Below are 22,413 nucleotides of genomic sequence, written 5' to 3'. Positions count from 1 at the left end.
CATGGCAAGCGCCGCGGGATACAGGCTTTCGGCGGATGAAATAAGGCTTGCGAGCCGCGCTATCGGCACGGGATCGAGGCAGACCGATCTGTCGGTTCCCGGCATTCACTGCGGCAATTGCATCCGCCGGATCGAGCAGGGCCTCGGCGCGCTTCCCGGCGTGGAGCGGGCCCGCGTCAACCTCTCGACCAGGCGCGTCGCGGTAGCCTGGCGCGAAAGCGAGGAAGGTCCACCGCCGCTAGGCGAAACTCTGTCCGAACTCGGCTTCGAGGCCTTTCTTCACGAGCCGCCGCAGGATGGGAAAGACCCGGAGCTTGCCCGGCTGATCCGCGCCCTGGCGGTTGCCGGCTTCGCCTCCATGAATGTCATGGGCCTGTCGGTATCGGTCTGGTCCGGCGCGGCGGGCGATACGCGCGACCTGTTCCATTGGCTCTCGGCCGCCATCGCGCTGCCCGCGCTGGCCTATTCGGGACGGGTATTCTTCCAGTCGGCCTGGCGGGCGCTGAGGCATGGCCGGACCAACATGGACGTGCCGATCTCCATCGGTGTGCTGCTGGCGTTCGGCATGAGCCTTTACGACACCATCCACAGCCAGCCCCATGCCTATTTCGACGCGGCGGTCTCCCTGCTCTTCTTCCTCCTCATCGGGCGGACGCTCGATCATTTGATGCGCGAGCGCGCCCGGGCGGCGGTCAAGGGGCTGGAGCGCCTCGCGGCCTATGGGGCCACCGTGATCGCTCCGGATGGCACGCGAACCTATATGCCGACGGCCGAGATCACCCCGGGCATGACGATCCTGGTGGCGGCCGGCGAGCGGGTTCCGGTCGATGCCGTCGTGCTGGACGGCCGCTCCGACATCGACGCCTCGCTGGCGACCGGCGAAAGTGCGCCCGAAGCCGTCGCACCGGGCGGCCCGCTGCGCGCGGGAACGCTCAACCTCACCGGGCCGCTCAAGGTGAAGGCAATAGCAGCCGCCAAGGACAGCTTTCTTGCCGAGATGATCCGGCTGATGGAGGTGGCCGAAGGCGGACGCTCGCACTATCGTCGCCTGGCCGATCGTGCCGCCCAGCTCTACACCCCGGTGGTTCACAGCGCGGCGTTCCTGGGTTTCCTGGGCTGGATGCTGGCGACCGGCGACCTCCACCGCGCCGTCACCATCGCCGTCGCCGTCCTCATCATCACCTGCCCCTGCGCCCTGGGTCTCGCCGTCCCGATGGTTCAAACCGTGGCGGCTCGACGCCTCTACGAGCATGGCATCATGGTGAAGGACGGTTCCGCGATGGAGCGCCTTGCGGAGATTGATACGATCATCTTCGACAAGACCGGAACATTGACCTCGGGACGGCCCGTGTTGCGGCGCGATGCGCCGATGGACAAGGCTCACCTCGCGATTGCCGCGACCATTGCCGCCAATTCCATTCACCCCTACGCGCGGGCGCTGGCGCAGACCGGGCAGCGTGCCGATCTCGCCTTCGACAGCATCGTCGAACTGGCCGGGCAAGGATTGGAAGCCCGGGCCGGCCCGGACAGTTGGCGGCTCGGCCGCAGCGAATGGGCGCTCGAAGGAAAGCACGCATCACAGGCAAGCGGCACGGTGCTGGCGCACAATGGACAGCTGATGCAGACCTTCGCCTTCGCGGACGAGTTGCGCGCGGGCGCCACAGGGGCGGTGGCCGATCTGCGCGCGGGCGGGTTTGCGCTTGAAATCCTATCCGGCGATACCTCCGGGATCGTAGCCAGCGTGGCCAGCGATCTCGGCATCGAACATGCCCGGGGCGGACTCCTGCCGGCGGAAAAGACCGCGCATGTGACTGAACTCGGCAGAATGGGCCGGAAAGTGCTGATGGTGGGCGACGGCCTCAACGATGCGCCGGCGCTCACGGCCGCCCATGTTTCCATCGCGCCCGGAAGCGCGGCGGACGTCGGCCGACAGGCGGCCGACTTCGTGTTCCTGCGGCCGGACCTCGAAGCGGTCCCCTTCGCCATCCACACTTCGCGGGCAGCCGGCAGGCTGATCCGGCAGAATTTCGCATTCGCCGCGCTCTATAATGCGGTCGCCCTTCCCCTCGCGATCGCTGGCTTCGTCACGCCGCTCATCGCGGCGCTGGCCATGTCAGGCTCGTCGATCCTCGTCATAGGCAACGCATTGCGGCTCCGGCCGCGCCCCGTCGAAGGCCCCCGGCGACAGCGGCGAATGCCGGAACAGGCGCCACAGCCGCTGAGGGAAAGCGCCGCATGAATGTCCTCTGGTATCTGATCCCGATCTCGCTCGGGCTCGGCGCCCTTGGGCTGGCCCTGTTCTTCTGGGCGCTGCGGAGCGGCCAGTATGAGGATGTCGCAGGGGCGGCGGAGCGCATCCTGAGCGACGAGGATCAGCCGCTCTGACGGATCGCGCCGCCCAGCTGTGAAACGGGGAGCCGAAGGGAGAAGACCGGAACATGCCGTCATCGTTATCCGTCGCGAACCTTGGCAAGGCCCCTCACCGGCTGATGTTCTTCATTGGCGCCTTGAACCTGCTGCTGGCCATGGCCTGGTGGGCATTCTGGCTGGCCACCGCGAGATGGCCATTGCTGTCCATGCCGCAGCCGGAACTCTATGCGGGGCGGCTGCATGCCTTCCTGATGCAGTATCAGGTCCTGCCGAGCTTCTTCTTCGGCTTCCTGCTTACCGTTTTCCCGCGCTGGATGGGCGAGGCGAATCTCGACCGGCGGAAAGCCTGGCCCGTTGGAGCCGGTCTGCTGGGGGGGCAGCTCCTCACGCTGACCGGAGCGCTCGGATGGCATGAGGGTGTCGTTCTAGGCGCCATCGCAACGCTTGCGGGCTGGATCGCCGGCCTGCTTCCGCTTGGCCATCTGGCCTATCGCGACGCGGGCAGGACATGGCATCTTGCGGGCTGCTTCATCGCGCTTTGCCTCGGCGCGGCGGGCCTGGGGCTATGGCTGGCCTTTCTGCTCCTGGATGACCCTGCCCTGGGCGATGCCGCCATCAAGCTGGGAACATTCGGGCTGCTTCTGCCGGTCTATTTCACTGTCGCGCACCGGATGATCCCCTTCTTCGCGGCCAGCGCCTTGCCGGGCTACGAACCCTGGCGGCCACGCTGGATACTGGCCACCGGCTGGGCTCTCATGGCCCTGCACATCGCGCTGCCTCCAGCTTGGCGGTTGCTGTCGGACCTGCCGCTGTTCCTGCTGACCACGTTGATGCTGCTCCGCTGGTTTCCATATCGCGGAATGCCGCCCCTGCTGGCGGTGCTGTTCGTGGGGCTTGCCTGGCTGCCATTCGCCTTCGCGCTCTACACCGCGCAGGGCATCGCGCTCGCTCTCTGGGGACAGGTCATTCTCGGCAAGGCTCCGGCCCATGCGCTGTTCGTGGGCTTCTTCGGCAGTATCCTGGTGGCGATGGTCACGCGCGTCACCCAGGGCCATTCGGGCCGGCCACTGATCCTGCCGCCTATCGGAATCTATACGTTTCTCGCCGTGCAAGCGGTCTGTATCGTTCGCATTACCGCCGAGCTGGCGGACGATTGGCTCGCCTGGCAAGCCTATGCGGCATTTGGCTGGCTGCTGGCCTTTCTGCCCTGGGTCGTCTGGGTGGCCCGTATCTATGTACTGCCACGAGCGGACGGCAAACCGGGCTAGGCGCGCAGGAATATCCGGCGGCGAAACTCATCGTGAAACCCTTAACATGCAGCAACCATACAGGTATGAAGGCTTGAAGTATTCCTCAGGAGAAGTGTGTGCGGCTGACGCGATACACGGATTATTCGCTCCGGGTGTTGATCCATCTTGCCCTGCATGACGAACGGCTGTGCTCGATCGGTGAGATTTCGCGAACCTATGAAATCTCCCACAACCATTTGATGAAGGTCGTGAACGCGCTGGCGCGCGAAGGGTTTGTCGAGACGGTTCGAGGCCGCACTGGCGGGATGCGCCTGGCCCGTCCGGCCGGCAGGATTGGCGTCGGAGAGGTCGTCCGCCACACGGAGGAAGGCTTTCAACTTGCCGATTGCTCCGGCTGCGCATTGTCTCCAGCCTGCGGGCTGACCGGCGTCCTTGCCGAAGGTGTGCAGGCCATGCTGGCGGTGTTCGATTCCTACACGATCGCGGATCTGATAACCGACAGGGATACCATGCGCCGATTGATGAACCGCCAATCTCCCCTTGGCATCGGCATCCCGTAGCGAACATCACAAGGGGCCGCGGCATCGGGAGCCGCACCTGCCGGGACAGTCACGCCCCGCTTTCGGCTGACCGAAGCACCGCATCGGCACGGTCGATATTCTCGCGGTGGCTTTCCAGCATCAGCCGCAGATCCGCATGGAGATTCTCGTCCCGCACCCGTGGCGTGAGAGCTTCGAGCTTCCTCACCACCCATGATTGTCCGCGATTGAGGAAAGCCAGGCGCTCCATCGGGTCGGCGATGGCCATGGCCTTGCCTCGGAATGCTCCCGTCTTTCGCGACGGCGCGCCGCCCAGGCGCTTTATCTGGCGTGACAGCATCGCGCACCAGCGCGCTTCATCGGCCCGCACCGCCCGCATCAGATCGGCATAGGATGCATCGGGCGCCGCCTTGCCGCTGGCAAGCGCGACGCGGGCGCCTGCCCGTTCGGCCTCGAGCAGTTCATTGAGCAAGGCGATGATTTCATCGCGCCCGGCATACCCCATGTAGAGGTCGTCGGCGTCGGCTGCGTAGCAGACGGGCGAGGACGGCTCGCCGGTCATGCCGCAATCGCCGCCGAAGCCCGCAGGCCCGCGCGAATCCGGTCCATCACGCCCGGGTCGGCCTTGGTCGAATGAACGACATATGCGGAATAGGAGAACTCGGGGCTGTCAGGCACCAGCGTCAGCCGCCCCTCTTCGAGATAGGAGCGGATGAAACCCTTGCGGAAATAGCCGCTGCCGCCTGTCGCCAATATATATTCCAGCGCGAGCGGCCCATAGCTGATCGATACCACCGCGTTGGGCTGGTCCGGGAATGCCGCCTGATAGCTTGCCGCAAATTCCTCCCCCCAATCGATCCGCACATGATCCTCGGGCGCGAGCGGGGAACTGGCCGGCGTCGTTCTCACCAGCACCAGTTTCTCCTCGAAGAGGAGTTCGACTATCACGCCCGGACGGCTCGGCGCCGCGTAGAGCACGGCGACATCGAGGGACCCGTCCTGGACCTGCTCCATGAGGCGTTCCGAAGTATCGATCTGCGTGCTCACCGCAATTTCAGGGCATTCGCGCCGCATCCACAGCAGCCAATGCCGCAGCAGCGGGCTCCACAGGCTGAGTTCCACGCCGATCGTCACCACCGTTTCCCGGCCGGGCGGGAGAGCGACGGCATGCCTTGCCCGATCCCAGACCTGGACGAGCGTCGTCGCAAAGCGGAGAAATTGCTCGCCCGCCGGAGTCAGCTTTGCCCCGGCCTTGTTCCGGATGAACACGGGCCGGTCGAGCTGGTCCTCCAGCACCCGGATACGCGCGCTCACCGCCGTCTGGGTGAGATTGAGGTTGGCCGCCGCGCCGACGAAGCTGCCGGTCTTCACCACTTCTAGGAATGTGCGGGCAACGCTGATATCCATTCCAGAAGTTCCTTGCTTTCAACCTCTAATCATATTTATTTTATTGTTGAATGATAGTGGATTTCGGGTGCTCCTGCAAGGAAACACGCTGATATACGCCCCCAGTCCCTCACGAAAAATTTTTGCATATAATCATAAATAACATTCATTTGTTTGCTGAACCTGGCTGCTCCACAATGCCGCCACATGCATGAGGAGCCTTCATGACTATCCAGCTTGGGCAAATCGCCCCCGACTTCGAACAGGACACCACGCACGGCCGGATTCGTTTTCACGACTGGCTTGGATCGAGCTGGGGCGTGCTGTTCAGCCATCCCAAGAATTTCACACCCGTCTGCACCACCGAGCTGGGCGAAGTGGCGAAGCTGCGCCCCGAATGGGACAAGCGGAACGTCAAGCCGATCGGGCTCTCGGTCGATCCGGTCGAAGCCCATTACAAATGGGAAGCCGACATCGAGGAAACGCAGGGCGCCAGGCTCGATTTTCCGATGATCGCGGACCCGGATGCGCGAGTTTCCTCGCTTTATGACATGATCCACCCGGAGAGCGATCCCACCGTTACCGTACGCTCGGTGTTCGTGATCGATCCGGCCCGCAAGGTCCGGCTGATCCTGACTTATCCGCCCTCCACGGGGCGCAATTTCTCCGAGATCCTGCGCGCGATCGACAGCCTGCAACTGACCGATGCGCGCAGCATCGCCACGCCGGTCAACTGGCAGCAGGGCGAGCCGGTGGTGATCTCCCCCAAGCTGTCGGATGAAGAGGCCTCTCGCCAGTTCCCGCAAGGATACAGGACGCTGAAACCCTATTTGCGGATCGTCGATCTGCAAACGACCGGAGAATAAGGCTGCAAGCGGAAAGTCGATCATGGATTGAACCGCAGACCCCGGCCTGATCCGAAATCAGAGCAACCCGTGGCTTCCGGCCACGGCGCCGATCACGGTGATGATGGACGCCGCCAGCAGCACGCGATGCATGCGTTCCATCCGCGCGAAATCCCGCGCGGGATCGCTCGATGACATCATGCGTCGGTGGAGGAAAAGCGGCTCGATGACGAACAGCATCGCCGCGAAGACCAGCCAGAGCGCCACCATCGCATGCATCCACCAGAAATGGAGGTCGTAAAAGCGATCCCACATCTCGGCCCGCCAGGCCATCCAGAAGCCGCTCGCGCCCGCAAGCAGGACCCAGAGGCGCGCCTGCGGGGCGAAGCGGCCCTCCAGCCTGTGAAAGGCATGAAGCCTCTCGCCCGGGGCATGCTGGCTCCGCACCGACGGCATCACCACCAGCGTCACGAACGCAACCCCGCCGATCCAGAACAGGATAGCGACGACATGCAGGACCCGGGCGATGATGAAATCCTCCATTACCGCCGCCTCGGCCCGGCAACGGCAGACTGGAGCTTCTCCCCTCTCATTGCGAAGCGGTCATGCCGGTGTCCGAGCCATGCCGTGCGCGCTCAGGCGTCCCCGGCCCATCCAGCCGGAAAAACATGGCAAGTTTCAGGCTCTCGGCGATGCGGCGCGCCTTGTTCTGCAGCGCATCGGCCGCTTCCGGCTCCATCAATTCATTGGTGGTCTGTTCCCATAACGCCAGCCAGCGGTCGAACAGAGCCGGCGTTATGCGGTCGCGATGCTTCACATGCGCCGGCACCGGCTGCCCCTTGTAGCGCCCGCTGGTCAGCATCACGGAAGACCAGAAAGCGGCCAGCTTCTCGAGATGCTCCGGCCAGTCGTCGATCGCATCGTTGAAAATCGGGCCGAGCGCCTCATCCGCGCGAACGCGCGCATAGAAGGCTTCAACGAGTTCCTTCAGTCCGCCTTCGTCGATCTGCAACCGCGCCATCGCCGCGACTCCAAATTATGCATTTAATATGCATTTATTCCCTCGGGCATGAAAATACAATGAGAGCGCCTAATCAGCCCGTTCGTCAGCGATGGCGATCCCGCCGCTTGTCCCGATGTTCCTTGAACGAATCCAGAATGGCGCGCATCCGCGTCAGGGCCTCGCGCCGCGCCGACGCGCTCTCGATCTCGGCAAGCTGCTGTTTCAGGCTGGTCGCGAAGCGGGCATAGTCATTCTGCCAATCCTGGCCCAGCGCGTCGCGCAGATCGACCCGGCCTGTTTCGATCCGTTTCGCCGGAGCGCCGGCAGTCAATGCATAGCGCTCGCCGATTTCGGGCGTGACGATCGCATTCGCCGCGCCCTGGGATTGAAGATCGCGGCGCAGCGCCTCGATAGCTTCGGACTCGCCATGAGTGAGAAACAGGCTGCCCGCGATGGGCGCGCGCGCGGCGACCCAGGCATGGATGTCGTCGCGGTCGGCATGGGCGGAATAGCTGTCGATGCGCCGGATCTGCGCCCGCACCGTCACGTCATGGCCGGAGATGCGCACACGGTGCGCGCCATCCATGATGGCCCGGCCCAGCGTTCCCGCCGCCTGAAAGCCGACGAACAGGACCGTCGATTCCCGGCGCGGCAGATTGTGGCGCAGATGGTGCCGGATGCGGCCCGCTTCGCACATGCCCGAAGCCGCCATGATGATCGTGCCCGACATGCTGTTGAGGCGCATCGACTGGCTGGCATTCTCGACGAAATGGAAGGCGGGGTGACGGAATATCTCGCCCGAGCCGAGGTCCTCCAGCGCTTCCTTGTGCTTGGCGAAGACGTCGGTCGCATGGCTGGCGAGCGGTGAATCGACGAACAGATGCACATGCGGGAGATGCCCGGCATTAATCAGGCTGGCCACGTCGAGCAGCAATTCCTGCGTGCGCTCCAGCGCGAAGACCGGAATGACGAGATTGCCGCCCCGGGTCAGCGCGCCCCTGATTTCCGCCTCCAGCAGCGTGCGCCGCTGCTCGATCGTCACTTCCTCGCGCACCCGGTCGCCATAGGTGCTCTCGCAAACGACATGGTCGAAGCCGGACGGCGCTTCGGGATCGGGATGGAAGGCCTTGTGCTCCGGCCCGATGTCGCCGGAGAAGAGCAGGCGCGAACCGCCCGCCTCGACCTCGACCGAGGCCGAGCCGAGGATATGCCCGGCGTTCCAGAGCCGCGCGCGGATGCCCGGCGCAGGCTCGAACCACGTCTTCAGCGCCACCGGCCGGGCTTGCGCGACCGCAGCCTGCGCATCCGCCTCGGTATAGGCTGGAACGAAGGGCTCCTCGCCTGCCCGGTCCGCGCGGCGGTTGCGCCGTTCCGCCTCGTATTCCTGGATGCGCCCGGCATCCGGCAGCATATGGCGGAGCAGGTCGCGCGTCGGCTCGGTGCACCAGATCGGCCCCGCATAGCCATCCGCAACCAGCTTCGGCAGCAGCCCGCTGTGATCGATATGGGCGTGCGTGAGGATGACCGCGTCCAGGCCCTTCGCATCGAAGGAGAACGGTTCGCGATTCAGCGCTTCCAGCGAGCGCGACCCCTGGAAAAGTCCGCAGTCGATCAGGATGCGCCGCTCACCGAGGCAAAGCTCCATGCAGGAGCCGGTGACAGTGCGGGCGGCGCCGTGGAAGGCGAGGGTCGGCGGGCTGGCCATGTGTCCGATCCGCTCAGGCCGCGACGACATGGGCATAAAGCCGCCGGATATCGTCAGGCTGGCAAAGATCGGTGCCCGCCGTCAGAACGGCCGCGGCGCCCGCGGCAATGCCGAAGCGGAAGGCCTCCACCTCATCCCGGCCGCTCGCCAGCGCGAAGACCATGGCGGACAGGAAGCTGTCCCCGGCCCCGACCGCGCTCTTCGCCTCGATGGCGAGGGCGGGAAGGAAAAGGGTGCCGGCCTTCCGGGCGAGGAGAGCGCCTTCATGGCCCAGCGTCACCGCGACCAGTTCCGCCTGCCCCTTGCCCACGATGTCCATGGCCGCCGCCGCCACAGCCTCGATCCCTTCCAGCTTCTCGCCGGTCAGTTGCCGCAGCTCGCCGATGCTCGGCTTGACCAGGAAGACATTGCCGCCGGCAAGCCCTTCACGCAGGCCGGTGCCCGAACTGTCGAGCACCACCCTGATGCCGCGCGGGGCGGCAATCGCCGCAACGCGGGCATAGAAATCGTCGGGCACGCCCGGAGGAAGCGAACCGCTGACGACAAGGTAATCGCAATTGGCGGCAGCGAGCCGGTCAAGGCACTCCTGCCATTCTTCCGGGGCAACCGCCGGGCCGGGCGGCACGAAGCGGTATTCCTTCCCGCTCTCCAGCTCGAGAACGGCAGTGCTGACGCGCGTGTGCCCCTTGATCGCGATCCGTTCGCGGACGAGCTGGTGGAGATCGAGCAGGCCGTCGAGCGCAGGCCCCGTCGCGCCGCCCGAGAGGTAATAGCAGCGCGCATTGCCGCCCAGCCGCACGAAGACCCGGGCCACGTTGATGCCGCCGCCGCCTGGGTCGTAATGCTCCTTGCGCGTCCGCATCTTGTGGGTGTGGAACATCCTGTCCACTTCATAGGCAACGTCGATCGTCGGGTTGAGCGTAAGCGTGGCGATGTTCATCATGATGCCGGATCGTCTCAGATTGGCAGGCCGCGTCAAGGCGCGGCTGCGGTTTTTTCGGCCCCCATGCCGCCTTGGCTCCGGCTCGCGGTTCCGCGGCATTCATGTCCGGGCAGCGATCAGATAAGCCAGATAAACGGCATAGGCGATGACGAACAACCCGCCCTCGAAGCGGGTAACGCTGCGGCCGCTGACGAACACGGGGATGCACAATAAGGCCACCGCCGCCGTCAGCGGAATGTCGATGCGGATCAGGGCCTGCCCGACCTGAATCCCAGCATCCGGCACGATGCAGGTGATGCCGAGGATGAACAGGATATTGTAGATGCTGCTGCCCAGCAGATTGCCGATGGCGATGTCCCGCGCCTTGCGGATCGTGGAAACCACGGTCGTCACCAGCTCCGGCGACGAGGTTCCGATCGCCACGATGGTGAGGCCGATGAAGGCGTCCGAGACGCCCCATTGCCTTGCCAGCGCCACCGCGCCATCCACCAGCAAGTCCGCGCCGACCGCGATCACGACGAGTCCGGCTGCGAGCGCGCCAAGGCTCAGCAGGTTTTCCGGCGTGGGCGTGGAATCGGGCCGTGCCGCGAATTCCCTGCTGAAAGCCGCCTTGATGCCCTGGCTCTCCCGCCGCGCGATGCGCAGGATCGCCATCGTATAGGCCAGGGCGGACATCGTCAGGATAATGCCGTCGGCCCGTGAAAGATTGCCGTCCCAGGCCAGGGCGACCAGCATCAGCGAAGCAAGGATCATGATCGGCAGGTCAAGCCGAATCGTCTGCATCCGGATCGCCAGCGGCTCGATCAGCGCGCTCAACCCCAGGATCAGCAGAATATTGACGATGTTGGTGCCCGCGATATTGCCGACCGCAAGCTCCCCCTCGCCTCGCAGCGCGGCGTCGATCCCGACCGCGAGTTCCGGCGTGCTGGTCCCCACGACGACGATCGTCAGGCCGATCACCAGCGGCGGCACGCCCAGCCGCGCGGCGACATGCGTGCCGCCGCGCACCACCAGCTCGGCCCCCAAGACCAGCAGGGCAAGCCCGGCGGCGCACCAGACGAACGGCATTATATCCGCAGTGCCGCCATCTCAGGCAGGATCACGCACGAGCAGCACATCGCCGGGCACCGTGTCGATGATCCGCCGCGCGGTGCTGCCAATGACCAGTTCGTAGATCGCTCCGCCGCCATGGCTGCCGACGACGGTGAGATCGACCCGATGGCCGCGCACATAGTCGCGCAGCAAGGCTTCCGGCACGCCATGCTCGATCAGCCGGACGGTGCGGCTTCGCACCTCGTCGGCAATGTCGGCCTCGGCCAGGAAGCGGCGGGCGGCTTCTTCCTCGATGCCGCGGAAGCCGACCTTGACCTCCTCTTCCGTCAGATAGCTTGCGAAGGGCACGTCATAGCCGTTGAACAGGGTGAAATCCGCGTCGGGGAAAAAGCGGGCCGCGGCTTCCAGCGCATGGCGCGAGGAAGCGGCGAAGTCCGTCGCGACCACGACCCTGCGATAGGGCGCGCGCGCCTTGTTCCGGGTAATCAGCAACGGAACCGGCGAGTTGCGCATCAGCCGGTGAACGGTGTCGCCCAGCAGCGAGCGATGCAACGGCTCGTCGCGCGCAACGCCGGTGACGATCAGCCCCGCGTTTTCGCGAGCCGCTGCGGCGAGGATGACATCGGCCGGCTTGCCTGCCTCGACATGGACGTCGATCGCGACGGATAGCTCGGCGAGGTCGGCCAGCAGCTGATCGCGGGCGCGCTGCTCCGGATCTGGCGGACGACGCCACGAGGGCGTTTCCCAGATTCGCGTGAGATCGGGGTGGTCTTCCGTTTCGACCGCATGGACCGCCAGGATTCGGGCGTTCCATTGTCCGGCAAGCTGCACCGCGCGGTCGAGCGCGCGGTCGCAGCGCGCGCTGAGGTCGGTCGCGACCAGGATCGTAGCTGGCGGCCCGTTCATCCAGCCTGGCTCGGTCATTGTCCTTCTCCTTGCTGTACGCTTATCATTCCCGAAGCTCCTCGAACCATCCGAGTTTCCGCATCAGCAGCTTCTCGCCTTCGAGGAGCATCATCAGCGCGGCGCCGGTCGCGACGATCAGCAGGCCGTCGGCCAGCGCGAGCGGGCGGCTTTCGAAGATGTCGTTCATGACCGGCAGGTAGGTGAAGGCGAGCTGGCCGATCACGACCGCCACAATCGCGGCCAATACCGCCGGCGTGCCGAGCGCGCCCCGCCAGCTGATAGAGCCCATATGCAGATACCGCACATTGAACAGGTAGAATATCTCGCCCACGATCAGCATGTTGACGACCATTGTGCGCGCCGTCTCGATGTCGCGTCCTTGACCCAGCGCATGGAAGAAAACGCCGAGCGATACACCGGCGAGCAGCACCGAGACGACGAGCACCCGCCACAGCAGGAAAGGCGAGAGCAAAGGCGCATTCGGCCGGCGGGGCGGACGACGCATCACCCCCGGCTCGGACGGCTCGAAGGCGAGCACGAGGCCGAGCGTGCCCGAAAGGATGAGATTGATCCACAATATCTGGGTCGCCGTCATCGGCAGCGCGAAGCCGATGAAGATGGCCAGCACCACCGCCAGCATCTCGCCGCCATTGGTCGGAAGCGTCCAGGCGATGACCTTGCGGATATTGTCGTAAACGGTGCGCCCTTCATGAACGGCGCTGACAATCGACGCGAAATTGTCGTCGAGCAGCACCATTTCAGCCGCTTCCTTCGCGGCTTCGGTGCCTTTTCGGCCCATCGCGGTGCCGACGTCGGCCTGCTTGAGCGATGGCGCATCGTTGACGCCATCCCCGGTCATCGCCACGATTGCGCCATCCGCCTGAAGCGCGCGCACGATCCTCAGCTTGTGCTCGGGGCTGGTGCGGGCGAAGACGGACACCCGCTGAACCAGCGCTTCGAGGCCGCCGTCATCCACGGCGTCGATCTCCGCCCCGGTGACCGCCTGGGGATCGTCGGCGAGGCCCAGTTGGCGGGATATGGCAAGCGCGGTAGCGGCATGGTCGCCGGTAATCATCTTCACTTGTATCCCGGCCGACCGGCATTCGGCGATGGCCGCCATCGCCTCCGGGCGGGGGGGATCGATGAAGCCGACGATGCCGAGCAGCTCGATCTCAGCAATATCCGCGAAGCGCAGGCGTTTCGTGCCGTCCGGCAGGCGCTTCATGCCGAAGGCGAGCACGCGCTCGCCCTCGTCGGCCGCCTCGGCGATACGGGCATTCCAGAATTCGAGATCGAGCGGGCGCGCGGCCATGGCGAACAGCGCCTCGGGCGCTCCCTTGACGAAAGCGACCGCCTCGCCCGTCGGCGCCCGGTGCAGCGAAGCCATGAAGCGATGGGCGGCATCGAACGGAATTTCGTCGAGACGCGGCCATTCGCCCCGGACATGGGAAGGATCGAGGCCAGCCTTCATTCCCAAAGCGACCAGCGCGCCTTCCATGGGATCGCCGTCCACCGCCCATTGGCCGGCAGTCTCCCGCAAATGCGCATCGTTGCACAGCAAGCCGCAACGAAGCACCGGCAGCGCAACGGCAAGCGCCTCGGCATCGTCATCCGTGCCTTGCGCGACGATTTCGCCCTTGGGCGCGTAGCCGGAGCCGCCGACAAGGAGCCTGTGGGTGGGCGCCACGACCTGCCGCGCGGTCATCTCGTTGCGGGTGAGCGTGCCGGTCTTGTCCGAGCAGATGACCGAGGTCGCGCCCAGCGTCTCGACGGCGGGCAGCTTGCGGATCACCGCGTTGCGGCCGGCCATGCGCCTGACGCCGATCGCCAGCGTGATGGTGATGACGGCGGGCAGCCCTTCCGGAATCACGCCTACCGCGAGCGCAACCACCGCGATCAGCGCATCGTCCCAGGCGAAGGAGCGAACGACCACGGCGAAGGCAAAAAGCAATGCCGAGCCAGCGAAAACGACAGCGGTGAAACGATGGGCGAAGCGTTCGATCTGGCGCAGCAGCGGTGTCGTCAGCGTCTCGACCGACTGGATCAGAGCGCTGATCCGGCCGATCTCGGTGGCCATGCCGGTTGCCACGACAACCCCGGTGGCCTGGCCAGCTGCCACCAGCGTGCCGGAAAAGGCCATGTTCGCCCGCTCTCCGAGAGGAGCATCGGCGGGCATGACGCCTTCGTCCTTTTCGGCCGCGACCGATTCCCCGGTCAGCGCCGCTTCATCGATCAGCAGGCCACGGGCGCGCAGCAGCCTCAAGTCGGCGGGCACCCGATCGCCTGCCTCCAGCATTACGACATCGCCCGGGACAAGGTCCGGCACCGCCACCCGGGCGCGGGTGCCGGCGCGCAGCGCAACGGCATGGGGCGCGATCATGTTCCTGATGGCGTCCAGCGCCTGCTCCGCCTTCCCTTCCTGGGCAAAGCCGACAATCGCATTGACCAGGACGACCACGAGAATGACGGTGGCGTCGATCGCATGACCGAGCAGCATCGCCGCCACGGCGCTGACAAGCAGAAAATAGATGAGCGCGCTGCGGAATTGCTTGAGGAAGCGGAAAAACGGGTGAAGGGTTTTTGCCCCCGGCAGCGCATTGGGGCCATGCTTGGCAAGCCGCCCGGCGGCATCTTCCGGCTCGAGGCCGGTTCGGGAAGTTCCCAGCAGCGCGAGCAGTCGCTCTTCAGGCTCGGCATGCCAGGCGGTGGCAGACGCGATATTCACGGTATCGGTAGAAACGCGTCGTCTCCTTTTCTCGCGGCGTATTCATGATGGAAAGCGGGCACTGCTCAGTTCAGCTTCCCGATGTCTGCTTGCACAGCCATTGTTACGGTAAAGCCGGCGGGGCGCAACCCGTTGGCGGATGGAAGACCGGCCGCGGCCTTCAGCCAAGCGCCCTGGCGAGGTCGTCCCTGAACTTCGGATGGGCGATGCCGATCAGGGCCTCGGCGCGCTGGCGCAGCGACTTGCCCTTGAGGTCCACCGCGCCATATTCGGTGACGATGATATGGGTGTCGTTGCGGGGCGTCGTCACCGGCCCTTCCAGCACGGGCACGATACGCGATACGGCCCCTCCCTTCGCCGTCGAATGACAGGCGATGATCGACTTGCCTCCCTTCGACCCCGCCGCGCCGCGCACGAAGTCCAATTGGCCGCCCGAACCGCTGTATTGTCGCCCGAGCAGATGTTCGGAATTGCAGGCGCCGCCCAGATCGACCTGGATCGTCGCATTGACCGACACGACATTGTCGTTCTTGGCGATATGGCGCGGGTCGTTGACGATGTGGACCGGCGCGCTGTGCATCGAAGGATTGTCGTGGAGGAGATCGTAGAAGGCGCGGTCGCCCATCGCGAAGGTGAAGACGCTGCGGCCGCGATAGGTCGTCTTGCGCTGGTTGGTCACGGCCCCGCATTCGATGAGGGCGGCCAGCCCCGGCGTCATCAGCTCCGTGTGGATGCCCAGGTGTCTGTGCCCGGAAAGTTTGGCGCAGACAGCATTGGGCAGCGATCCGATCCCCATCTGCAGGCAGGCGCCATCGTCGATCAATCCCGCGATCGTTCCCGCGATGACCTCATCCTCGGGCGAGGCCGGGCGGGGAACATGCTCCGCCAGCGGCACGTCGTTCTCGACGATCGCGTCCACTTCGGAAACATGGAGAAGGGATTCGCCGAACACCCGCGGCATGTTCGGATTGACCTCGACAACCAGACGCTTGGCGCTGCGCGCGGCGGTCGTCGCGTAATCGTTGTTGGTGCCGAAGGTGAACCAGCCATGGCTGTCCATCGGCGATACGGTGGCGACGAAAGCGTCCAGTTCGATCCTCTGCGAAAGCAGGCGCGGGGATTCGCTGAAGGCACAGGGCATGAAGTCGATCACGTCGCGCCCGTCGGCGGCCGCCTGCTTGATGAGGCCCCGCTCGATCTCGGTCATGAACATGCAGTGCGGCCGGACCCGATCGAGCAGATCATAGCGCAGGATCGTTTTCCCGGCATGCGCCATGGAGTGGAAATACCACAAATGGAGATCCGCCAGCGCGCCGGCCTCGACCCGGGCCGCCAGCGCCGCGAGCAAGGCCGGCGGCTGCCCGATCGCCATGCCCATCGCCACCTGCGCGCCCGATGCGATCCCTTCCACCGCGACATCGGCGGAGACGAGCCTGGAGCGATATTCGGCGGTGACATCCCTGACCATGCGCTTCAATCCCTGCTTCGGCGTGATCCGACCATCCGCCGCACCATCATCAGCTTGCCAGGCTGTCGTCTGCCTCGCCACCGTCTGTCGGCACATGCGTGGCCCCCTCGCTGCGATCACGATAGAGCGCCGCACGCGCCAGCAGCATAAGCGTCACCGGCGTCGTCAAGGTGACGAAGACGGCAATCAGGATCTCATGCACCACGGGCCGGCTGCGCAGCACGGAGAAGCAGATGATCGAGGCGATCAGGATAGCGCCGGTGCCGAGCGTGGCGCCCAATGTGGGCGCGTGGACCCGGTCATAGAAGCTCTTGAGCTGGACCAGCCCGATCGAGCCAATGAGGGCGATGGTCGCGCCGAGCAGGACCATCATGCCAACGATGAGCGCGGCCCAGAGCGGAAGATCGGGGGCCTGTATCATTCGATCACCTCTCCCCTCATGAGAAACTTGGCGAGAGCGACTGTGCCGGCAAAGCCAAGCAATCCGATCGCCAGGGCGGCCTCGAAATAGAGCGTGCGGCCGGTCTGGATTCCGTAGGTCAGGAGGAGGAGCATCGCGTTGACATAAAGCGTGTCCAGGCCAAGCACCCGATCATGCGCGCGCGGGCCGCGCAGGACGCGGAAGGTCGCACAGCCCATGGCGATGCCGAGCAGCACCTGCGAAAAGGTGATGATGAATGCAAGGATGAGCATGCTCATTCGAAGATTTCCATAAGCAGCCGCTCATAACGATGCTTGATCAGCCTGATCCATTCCTCCTCGTCGACCAGATCGAGGACGTGAATGAGTATCATGTTGCGCTGAATGTCATGTTGCAACCAGAGCGTTCCAGGGGTGGCCGTGATGATAACCGCGAGCACAGCCAGCCCATAGGGGCTGCGCATCTCGATCGGCAGATGGATGAAGCCGGAGCGGCGCTGGGGCGGGCGGAACAGCACGATCCGCCCGACGGCGATGTTCGACCGTATGATATCCGCAAGCACGATCATCGCCAGCTTCACCATTCCCCAACCGAAGCGAATGCTGGGCTTTTCGGGCTTGAGCGCCAGCATGGCGCGCGAAACAACCAGGGCGACTACGGCGGCGAGAAGAAGATGACCGGGCGAGAAGCCCGTCAGTAGCAGCCACATGACGAGCAGCGCGAGCGACAGCAGCGGATAGGGCAGCAGGCGGGTCACGGCGCCACCTCACCGAAGCGAGGAGCCTGCCCAACGGCGTCGATATAGCCTGCCGGATCGCGCAGAGCGGCGGCGGTCCCTTCCATATAGGCCATCATCGGCCCTGCTCCGACCATCAGGGCCAGGCAGACCGCCAGCAGAAATCCGATCGGGGCCACCTCGATAAGGCTCAACCGCGCCGGCGCGTCATCGGCGGGCGTCCAGAGCAGGTCGATCCCCGCCCGGGTCATTGCGATCAGCGTCGCCAGCCCCGAACAGACGACCACTGCAATCAGCATCCAGCTGGTTGGCGCTATGACAGGCGCCTGGAACAGAGCATCGACGATAGCGAATTTGGCGATGAAGCCGGACAGCGGCGGCAGGCCCGCGAGCAGCAGAGCGCAGAAGATGAAGCCGCCGCCCAGAATCGCGATCGTTCCGGGAATGACCACGCCGATCTCGCTCTCGTCTTCCTCGAGCGCGCCGGTATATTCGTCGTCGAATACCGGCTCGGCGATGCCGGCGATCATGTCCTCTTCGTCCGCGTTGCGCTCGACCGGCTCGATGATGAGGTAGAGCGCGCTTACGGCCAGCGTCGAACTGACCAGATAGAAGAGCAGCGCCGCCGTCAGGGCCTGGCCGCCGATGCCGATCGCGGCCAGCAGGGTGCCCGAGGAAACCAGCACATAATGGCCCGCCACCTGGGTGAGCGACCTGGCCGACAATATCCCGATGGTGCCGAACACAATCGTCGCCAGCCCCGCATAGACGAGCCATTGGTCGGCAAAGCCCGCCGCGCCGCCCGATCCATCGCCGAACAGCAGCGAAGACAGGCGCAGGATGATGTAGATGCCGACCTTGCTCATGATCGCGAACAGCGCTGCCACGGGCGGGGCGGCCGCCGCATAGGTTCTCGGCAGCCAGAAGCTCAGCGGCCAGATGCCGGCCTTGACGAGAAAGGCAACGCCCAGGATGGCCGCGCCGCTTTCAACCAACACCAGATCCTCTCGCGCAACCGCCGCGATCCGGCTCGCCAGATCCGCCATGTTGAGCGTGCCGGTCACGGAATAGATCATCGCCACCCCGATCAGGAACAGCAGCGAAGTGGCGATATTGATTGCGATATAATGCAGGCTCGCGCTTGTGCGCATGGCTCCCGAGCCGTGGAGAATAAGCCCGTAGGAAGCCGCCAGCAGCACTTCGAAGAAGACGAACAGGTTGAAGATGTCGCCGGTCAGGAAGGCCCCGTTAACGCCCATCAGCAGCAGCAGGAACAAGGCATGGAAACGCGGCCCGGAACGATCCCACCGCGCCAGCGCGTAGAACAGCGAGGTGAAACCCAGCAGATTGGTGAGAAGCAGCATCATCGCCGACAGCCGATCGACGACCAGCACGATTCCGAACGGCGCCGGCCAGTCGCCCAGCAGATAGACATGCGGGCCAGGCTCGATCCCCGCTTCGGGATGACCGGCCACGAGCCACAAAAGCAGCGCGGATATGGCGATCAACGCCACTGTCGTCGACAGGCCGAGCACCCGCTTCAGCTCTCGCCGCCGCTCGTCGAAAGCGAGCATTATCGCGACGACGATCAGCGGCAGGACGATGGGCGCAACGATCAGATGCTGAATCCAGCCGGTCATGAATCGTCTTCCTCGCCATCGACATGGTCGGTGCCGGTCAGGCCGCGCGACGCCAGCAGCACGACCAGCAGCAGCGCGGTGGTCGCGAAGGAGATGACGATGGCCGTCAGCACCAGCGCCTGCGGAAGGGGATCGGCATAAAGCGCAGAATCAGCGGGCGTATCCTTGCCCACGATCGGCGGCGCATCGGTGCGCAGCCGTCCGGCGGCGACGATGAAGAGATTGACGGCATAGGACAGCAGCGAAAGCCCGAGAATGACCTGAAAGGTGCGAGGGCGGAACAGCAGCCACAGCCCCGAAGCCGTCAGAATGCCGATGGCGAGCGAAAGCACGATCTCCATCAGCCGCTCCCCTCGCTGCCGACGGGATTGGGGGCAAGTTCTCCGGGCGGCCTTTTCCCTCTCGGCGACCGGATCGACTGGTGAGCAAGCGCGATCAGGATGAGAACGGTCGAGCCGATGACGACCGCGAAGACCCCGATATCGAACAGCAGGGCGCTCGCTATGGGAATCGCTCCGATGACCGGCAACTCGAGATAGCGCGCGTATGACGACAGGAAGGGATAACCGAAGAACCACGATGCGGCCCCCGTCGCGGCCGCGCAGAACAGGCCCGCGCTGATCCAGCGCACCGGCTGCACATTGAGGCGCGCTTCCACCGAGCGCGTGCCGCTCGCCATATAGAGGACGAGAATGGCGATCGAGGCGGCAACGCCACCGGCAAAGCCCCCGCCCGGAAGATCGTGCCCCCGGACCAGAAGATAGAGCGCGAAGGTCAGGATGACCGGAAAGAGCCATTCCATGATGACGCGGGGGACGAGCAGATAGTGCCTGACCGTGTCGCCGCGTTCCCGGTCCTCGTGCGCGTCGTCGAAAGCGTTCTGCCGCCGTTGCTGGTGCGGCAGCTTGATACTCTCCGGGGCGGGACGGAACCGGCGGAGCAGCGTGAAGACGGTCAGCGCAACGATGCAGAGCACCGTGATTTCGCCCAATGTATCGAAACCCCGGAAGTCCACCAGAATGACGTTGACGACATTGGTGCCGCCGCCCTCCGGATAGGCCCGCTCGATGAAATAGCGCGAGATGCTGTCCGGCGCCGGGCGCGTCATCATGGCGTAGCTTATGATGGCGGCGCCCAACCCGCCCAGCATCGCCAGCAGCAGGTCGCCGCCGCGCCGGAAGAGAACGCGGAAGGGCGTGCGATCTTCCGGCCAGAAGTCAGGCAGGCGCTGCGGCAGCCAGCGCAGCCCCAACAGGAGCAGGACGAGAGTGACGACCTCGACCAGCAGTTGGGTAAGCCCGAGGTCGGGCGCCGATAGCCAGATAAAGCTGATGCAGGTTGCCAGACCCGCGACGCCCACCAGCACAAGCGCGACGAGCCTGTGGAATTTCGCCTGCCATGCCGCGCCGATGGCGCTGGCCCCGCCCAATATCCAGACGACGGCGAATACGGGATCGACCAGCGTGCCGGGTGAACGAACCCGGTCGAATCCGAGGTTCAGGAACGGGAGCACACCGACGACCAGCGCGGTGCCGACCAGCAGCCGCAGCTGGACCTGCAATCGCCTCGTGCCGAGAAGCCCCTGCAGAATCCGCGCGCAATTCACGATCACGGCCAGGACAGCCTCGAAGGTGCGCCGCCCCTTGATATATCCGATAAGCGGCGAACGCTCGATGGCGTTCAACCGCGGCCCGAACAGCACATAGAGAAGGACGCCGCCGGCCAGCGCCGTCGCGCTCATAAGCAGGGGCAGGCTGAAACCGTGCCAGACCGCAAGGCTGTAGCTTGGCGTCCTGTCTCCCAGCACGGCATCGACCGCCGTCGCCAGGAATGGGCCTATCGTCAGCGCCGGTATGATCCCGACCAGCAGGCAGGCAAGCACCAGTACCTCGATCGGCAGGCGCATCCAGGGTGGCGCCTCTTCGGGCTGGCGGGGGAGATCGACGGGCGCGGGGCCGAAAAAGGCCTGATGAATGAAGCGCAGCGAATAGAGCACGCTGAATGCGCTTGCCAGCGTCGCCAGATAGGGGAGCAGCTGATCGAGCACGGTGTTGCTGTGCGACTCCAGCGCTTCGGCCAGGAACATTTCCTTCGACAGAAAGCCGTTGAGCAGCGGAACGCCCGCCATGGCCGCGGCGGCGACCATCGCCAATGTCGCGGTGATCGGCATGAAGCGGGCCAGCCCGCTCAGCTTGCGCAGGTCGCGCGTGCCCGTTTCGTGGTCGATGATCCCGGCGGCCATGAACAGCGAGGCCTTGAAAGTCGCATGATTGACCGTGTGGAAGATCGCCGCCACCGCCGCCAGCGGGCTGCCCAGCCCGAGGAGCAGGGTGATGAGCCCGAGATGGCTGATGGTGGAATAGGCCAGCAGCCCCTTGAGATCCTGCTGGAAGATCGCCGACCATGCCCCCACGAGCAGCGTGGCGAGGCCGGTGGTCGTGACGATCAGATACCAGGTTTCGGTCCCGGCAAGAACCGGCCACAGCAGGATGAGCACATAGATGCCCGCCTTCACCATGGTGGCCGAATGGAGATAGGCGGATACCGGCGTGGGCGCGGCCATGGCGTGCGGCAGCCAGAAATGGAACGGGAACTGCGCGCTCTTGGTGAAGGCCCCCAGCAGGATCAGGATCAGCGTGAGCACATAGAGCGGATCGCCGCGAATCGCGTCCCCGGAAGCGAGGACCTGGTCCACGTCATAGCTTCCCGCGATCCGGCCGAGCAGCAGGAAGCCGATCAGCAGGCAGACACCGCCGGCGGCGGTCGTGATGAGCGCCATGCGCGCGCCGTCGCGGGCGCTCTGGTTGTGATGCCAGTAGCCGATCAGCAGGAAGGAGAAGAGGCTGGTCAGTTCCCAGAAGAAGGTGATCTGGATGAGATTGCCGGAGAGGACCATGCCCAGCATGGAGCCCATGAACGCCAACAGGAAGGAGAAAAAGCGGGGAACAGGGTCCTCGGAGGACATGTAATAGCGCGCATAGAGCGAAACCAGCGCGCCGATGGCAAGGATCAGGAAAGCGAACAGCCAGGAGAAGCCGTCGAGACGGAGAGTGAGGTTCAATCCGAGCGAAGGGAGCCACGGAAGCTCCAGGCGCAGGACCCCGCCGTCCGACATGGAAGGATAAAAACCGGCGATGATGGCCGCGCCGGCAACCGCGGTCAGTCCGGCAAGTCCAGCCGCCCGGTTCCGCCCCATTGTGGACAGGAAGGCAGCGATCAAGCTTCCCAGGAAAGGAAGGGCCAGAACAACCAACAGCATCCATGTATCGGCCATCGGCTGTGAAGTGTCCCTTTTTGCGTGCTGGTGGATTGCCTCGTGGTTTCGACCCTTATGGTTGACTTTGGCCGGACAGGGCAAGGCCGTATATGCGAAAATATTCACAGTGCCACGGTGCGTCCGGCTGGGCGCCCGGCTGGTCCCTG

Annotated in this window: 21 protein-coding genes; 5 read left to right on the top strand and 16 right to left on the bottom strand. The window is 64.9% G+C overall.

The window, feature by feature from the left end; translation table 11 throughout:
* Position 1 precedes the first annotated feature (1 nt).
* The 4 genes from U8326_RS02725 to U8326_RS02710 all read left to right on the top strand — a co-directional run bounded on the left by U8326_RS02725 (position 2) and on the right by U8326_RS02710 (position 4,180).
* Positions 2–2,239 (top strand): cation-translocating P-type ATPase, encoded by a 2,238-nt coding sequence (locus U8326_RS02725; protein ID WP_324742183.1) that lies wholly within the window; start codon positions 2–4, stop codon positions 2,237–2,239.
* Positions 2,236–2,385 carry a cbb3-type cytochrome oxidase assembly protein CcoS gene (ccoS, locus tag U8326_RS02720; RefSeq protein WP_324742182.1) on the top strand — a complete coding sequence of 50 codons (150 nt, stop codon included), beginning with the start codon at positions 2,236–2,238 and terminating at the stop codon, positions 2,383–2,385. The genes U8326_RS02725 and ccoS overlap by 4 nt, the downstream gene beginning before the upstream one ends.
* A 53-nt stretch (positions 2,386–2,438) precedes the next feature.
* On the top strand, positions 2,439–3,638 hold the full coding sequence (locus U8326_RS02715; RefSeq protein WP_324742181.1) for an NnrS family protein: 1,200 nt from the start codon (positions 2,439–2,441) through the stop codon (positions 3,636–3,638).
* A 98-nt stretch (positions 3,639–3,736) separates the two neighbouring features.
* Positions 3,737–4,180, top strand: coding sequence for an Rrf2 family transcriptional regulator (locus U8326_RS02710; RefSeq protein WP_324742180.1), 444 nt, complete (start codon positions 3,737–3,739; stop codon positions 4,178–4,180).
* A 49-nt stretch (positions 4,181–4,229) separates the two neighbouring features.
* On the opposite strand, the gene U8326_RS02705 is transcribed toward U8326_RS02710, so the two are convergent.
* Together U8326_RS02705 and U8326_RS02700 are read right to left on the bottom strand one after the other, a co-directional pair.
* A complete protein-coding gene (locus U8326_RS02705; protein WP_324742178.1) occupies positions 4,230–4,721 on the bottom strand; it encodes a DUF6306 domain-containing protein in 492 nt (163 codons plus the stop codon).
* On the bottom strand, positions 4,718–5,566 hold the full coding sequence (locus U8326_RS02700) for a LysR family transcriptional regulator (protein ID WP_324742177.1): 849 nt from the start codon (positions 5,564–5,566) through the stop codon (positions 4,718–4,720). The genes U8326_RS02705 and U8326_RS02700 overlap by 4 nt, the downstream gene beginning before the upstream one ends.
* 203 nt (positions 5,567–5,769) lie before the next feature.
* Between U8326_RS02700 and U8326_RS02695 the strand changes: the two genes are divergently transcribed.
* Positions 5,770–6,411, top strand: coding sequence for a peroxiredoxin (locus U8326_RS02695; protein ID WP_324742175.1), 642 nt, complete (start codon positions 5,770–5,772; stop codon positions 6,409–6,411).
* Between the two features lie 57 nt (positions 6,412–6,468).
* Here the strand turns inward: U8326_RS02695 and U8326_RS02690 are convergent, their stop codons facing one another.
* The 14 genes from U8326_RS02690 to U8326_RS02625 form a co-directional block, all read right to left on the bottom strand.
* Positions 6,469–6,933, bottom strand: coding sequence for a hypothetical protein (locus U8326_RS02690; RefSeq protein WP_324742174.1), 465 nt, complete (start codon positions 6,931–6,933; stop codon positions 6,469–6,471).
* Between the two features lie 46 nt (positions 6,934–6,979).
* Entirely contained in the window at positions 6,980–7,411 is a 432-nt protein-coding gene (locus tag U8326_RS02685) for a group III truncated hemoglobin (RefSeq protein WP_324742173.1), read from the bottom strand.
* An 85-nt stretch (positions 7,412–7,496) separates the two neighbouring features.
* Entirely contained in the window at positions 7,497–9,038 is a 1,542-nt protein-coding gene (locus U8326_RS02680; protein WP_416385540.1) for an MBL fold metallo-hydrolase, read from the bottom strand.
* Between the two features lie 73 nt (positions 9,039–9,111).
* Positions 9,112–10,041 carry a 1-phosphofructokinase family hexose kinase gene (locus U8326_RS02675; RefSeq protein ID WP_324742172.1) on the bottom strand — a complete coding sequence of 310 codons (930 nt, stop codon included), beginning with the start codon at positions 10,039–10,041 and terminating at the stop codon, positions 9,112–9,114.
* Positions 10,042–10,140: 99 nt separating this feature from the next.
* Positions 10,141–11,109 carry a calcium/sodium antiporter gene (locus tag U8326_RS02670; RefSeq protein WP_324742171.1) on the bottom strand — a complete coding sequence of 323 codons (969 nt, stop codon included), beginning with the start codon at positions 11,107–11,109 and terminating at the stop codon, positions 10,141–10,143.
* Positions 11,110–11,130: 21 nt separating this feature from the next.
* Positions 11,131–12,018 carry a universal stress protein gene (locus U8326_RS02665; protein WP_324742170.1) on the bottom strand — a complete coding sequence of 296 codons (888 nt, stop codon included), beginning with the start codon at positions 12,016–12,018 and terminating at the stop codon, positions 11,131–11,133.
* 25 nt (positions 12,019–12,043) lie between these two features.
* On the bottom strand, positions 12,044–14,725 hold the full coding sequence (locus U8326_RS02660) for an HAD-IC family P-type ATPase (RefSeq protein ID WP_324742169.1): 2,682 nt from the start codon (positions 14,723–14,725) through the stop codon (positions 12,044–12,046).
* A 160-nt stretch (positions 14,726–14,885) separates the two neighbouring features.
* Complete coding sequence (locus U8326_RS02655) at positions 14,886–16,193, bottom strand: acetyl-CoA hydrolase/transferase family protein (protein WP_324742168.1); 1,308 nt, start codon at positions 16,191–16,193, stop codon at positions 14,886–14,888.
* Positions 16,194–16,242: 49 nt separating this feature from the next.
* Positions 16,243–16,614 (bottom strand): monovalent cation/H(+) antiporter subunit G, encoded by a 372-nt coding sequence (gene mnhG, locus U8326_RS02650; RefSeq protein WP_324742167.1) that lies wholly within the window; start codon positions 16,612–16,614, stop codon positions 16,243–16,245.
* Positions 16,611–16,892: a K+/H+ antiporter subunit F gene (locus tag U8326_RS02645; protein WP_324742166.1), complete on the bottom strand. Its 282-nt coding sequence runs from the start codon at positions 16,890–16,892 to the stop codon at positions 16,611–16,613. Before U8326_RS02645 ends, mnhG begins: the two co-directional genes overlap by 4 nt.
* Entirely contained in the window at positions 16,889–17,371 is a 483-nt protein-coding gene (locus tag U8326_RS02640; RefSeq protein ID WP_324742165.1) for a Na+/H+ antiporter subunit E, read from the bottom strand. Before U8326_RS02640 ends, U8326_RS02645 begins: the two co-directional genes overlap by 4 nt.
* Positions 17,368–18,990 (bottom strand): monovalent cation/H+ antiporter subunit D, encoded by a 1,623-nt coding sequence (locus U8326_RS02635; RefSeq protein WP_324742163.1) that lies wholly within the window; start codon positions 18,988–18,990, stop codon positions 17,368–17,370. The genes U8326_RS02640 and U8326_RS02635 overlap by 4 nt, the downstream gene beginning before the upstream one ends.
* Complete coding sequence (locus U8326_RS02630) at positions 18,987–19,331, bottom strand: Na+/H+ antiporter subunit C (RefSeq protein WP_324742161.1); 345 nt, start codon at positions 19,329–19,331, stop codon at positions 18,987–18,989. The genes U8326_RS02635 and U8326_RS02630 overlap by 4 nt, the downstream gene beginning before the upstream one ends.
* The gene (locus U8326_RS02625; RefSeq protein ID WP_324742160.1) at positions 19,331–22,249 is read right to left on the bottom strand and encodes a monovalent cation/H+ antiporter subunit A; all 2,919 of its coding nucleotides are present in this window, start codon (positions 22,247–22,249) and stop codon (positions 19,331–19,333) included. The genes U8326_RS02630 and U8326_RS02625 overlap by 1 nt, the downstream gene beginning before the upstream one ends.
* Positions 22,250–22,413: the final 164 nt, after the last annotated feature.

The organism is Tsuneonella sp. CC-YZS046 (assembly GCF_035581365.1).
GTDB lineage: Bacteria > Pseudomonadota > Alphaproteobacteria > Sphingomonadales > Sphingomonadaceae > JAWKXU01.
The sequence above is the reverse complement of the archived record's forward strand: the minus strand, read 5'-3'. Positions and strand labels throughout refer to the sequence as shown.

Excerpts from the sequence above, each read along its gene's own strand:
- U8326_RS02725 (WP_324742183.1), top strand. The coding sequence starts at position 2 with ATGGCAAGCGCCGCGGGATACAGGCTTTCGGCGGATGAAATAAGGCTT.
- ccoS (WP_324742182.1), top strand. The coding sequence starts at position 2,236 with ATGAATGTCCTCTGGTATCTGATCCCGATCTCGCTCGGGCTCGGCGCC.
- U8326_RS02715 (WP_324742181.1), top strand. The coding sequence starts at position 2,439 with ATGCCGTCATCGTTATCCGTCGCGAACCTTGGCAAGGCCCCTCACCGG.
- U8326_RS02705 (WP_324742178.1), bottom strand. The coding sequence starts at position 4,721 with ATGACCGGCGAGCCGTCCTCGCCCGTCTGCTACGCAGCCGACGCCGAC.
- U8326_RS02700 (WP_324742177.1), bottom strand. The coding sequence starts at position 5,566 with ATGGATATCAGCGTTGCCCGCACATTCCTAGAAGTGGTGAAGACCGGC.
- U8326_RS02695 (WP_324742175.1), top strand. The coding sequence starts at position 5,770 with ATGACTATCCAGCTTGGGCAAATCGCCCCCGACTTCGAACAGGACACC.
- U8326_RS02690 (WP_324742174.1), bottom strand. The coding sequence starts at position 6,933 with ATGGAGGATTTCATCATCGCCCGGGTCCTGCATGTCGTCGCTATCCTG.
- U8326_RS02685 (WP_324742173.1), bottom strand. The coding sequence starts at position 7,411 with ATGGCGCGGTTGCAGATCGACGAAGGCGGACTGAAGGAACTCGTTGAA.
- U8326_RS02680 (WP_416385540.1), bottom strand. The coding sequence starts at position 9,038 with ATGGAGCTTTGCCTCGGTGAGCGGCGCATCCTGATCGACTGCGGACTT.
- U8326_RS02675 (WP_324742172.1), bottom strand. The coding sequence starts at position 10,041 with ATGATGAACATCGCCACGCTTACGCTCAACCCGACGATCGACGTTGCC.
- U8326_RS02670 (WP_324742171.1), bottom strand. The coding sequence starts at position 11,109 with ATGCCGTTCGTCTGGTGCGCCGCCGGGCTTGCCCTGCTGGTCTTGGGG.
- U8326_RS02665 (WP_324742170.1), bottom strand. The coding sequence starts at position 12,018 with ATGACCGAGCCAGGCTGGATGAACGGGCCGCCAGCTACGATCCTGGTC.
- U8326_RS02655 (WP_324742168.1), bottom strand. The coding sequence starts at position 16,193 with ATGGTCAGGGATGTCACCGCCGAATATCGCTCCAGGCTCGTCTCCGCC.
- mnhG (WP_324742167.1), bottom strand. The coding sequence starts at position 16,614 with ATGATACAGGCCCCCGATCTTCCGCTCTGGGCCGCGCTCATCGTTGGC.
- U8326_RS02645 (WP_324742166.1), bottom strand. The coding sequence starts at position 16,892 with ATGAGCATGCTCATCCTTGCATTCATCATCACCTTTTCGCAGGTGCTG.
- U8326_RS02635 (WP_324742163.1), bottom strand. The coding sequence starts at position 18,990 with ATGACCGGCTGGATTCAGCATCTGATCGTTGCGCCCATCGTCCTGCCG.
- U8326_RS02630 (WP_324742161.1), bottom strand. The coding sequence starts at position 19,331 with ATGGAGATCGTGCTTTCGCTCGCCATCGGCATTCTGACGGCTTCGGGG.
- U8326_RS02625 (WP_324742160.1), bottom strand. The coding sequence starts at position 22,249 with ATGCTGTTGGTTGTTCTGGCCCTTCCTTTCCTGGGAAGCTTGATCGCT.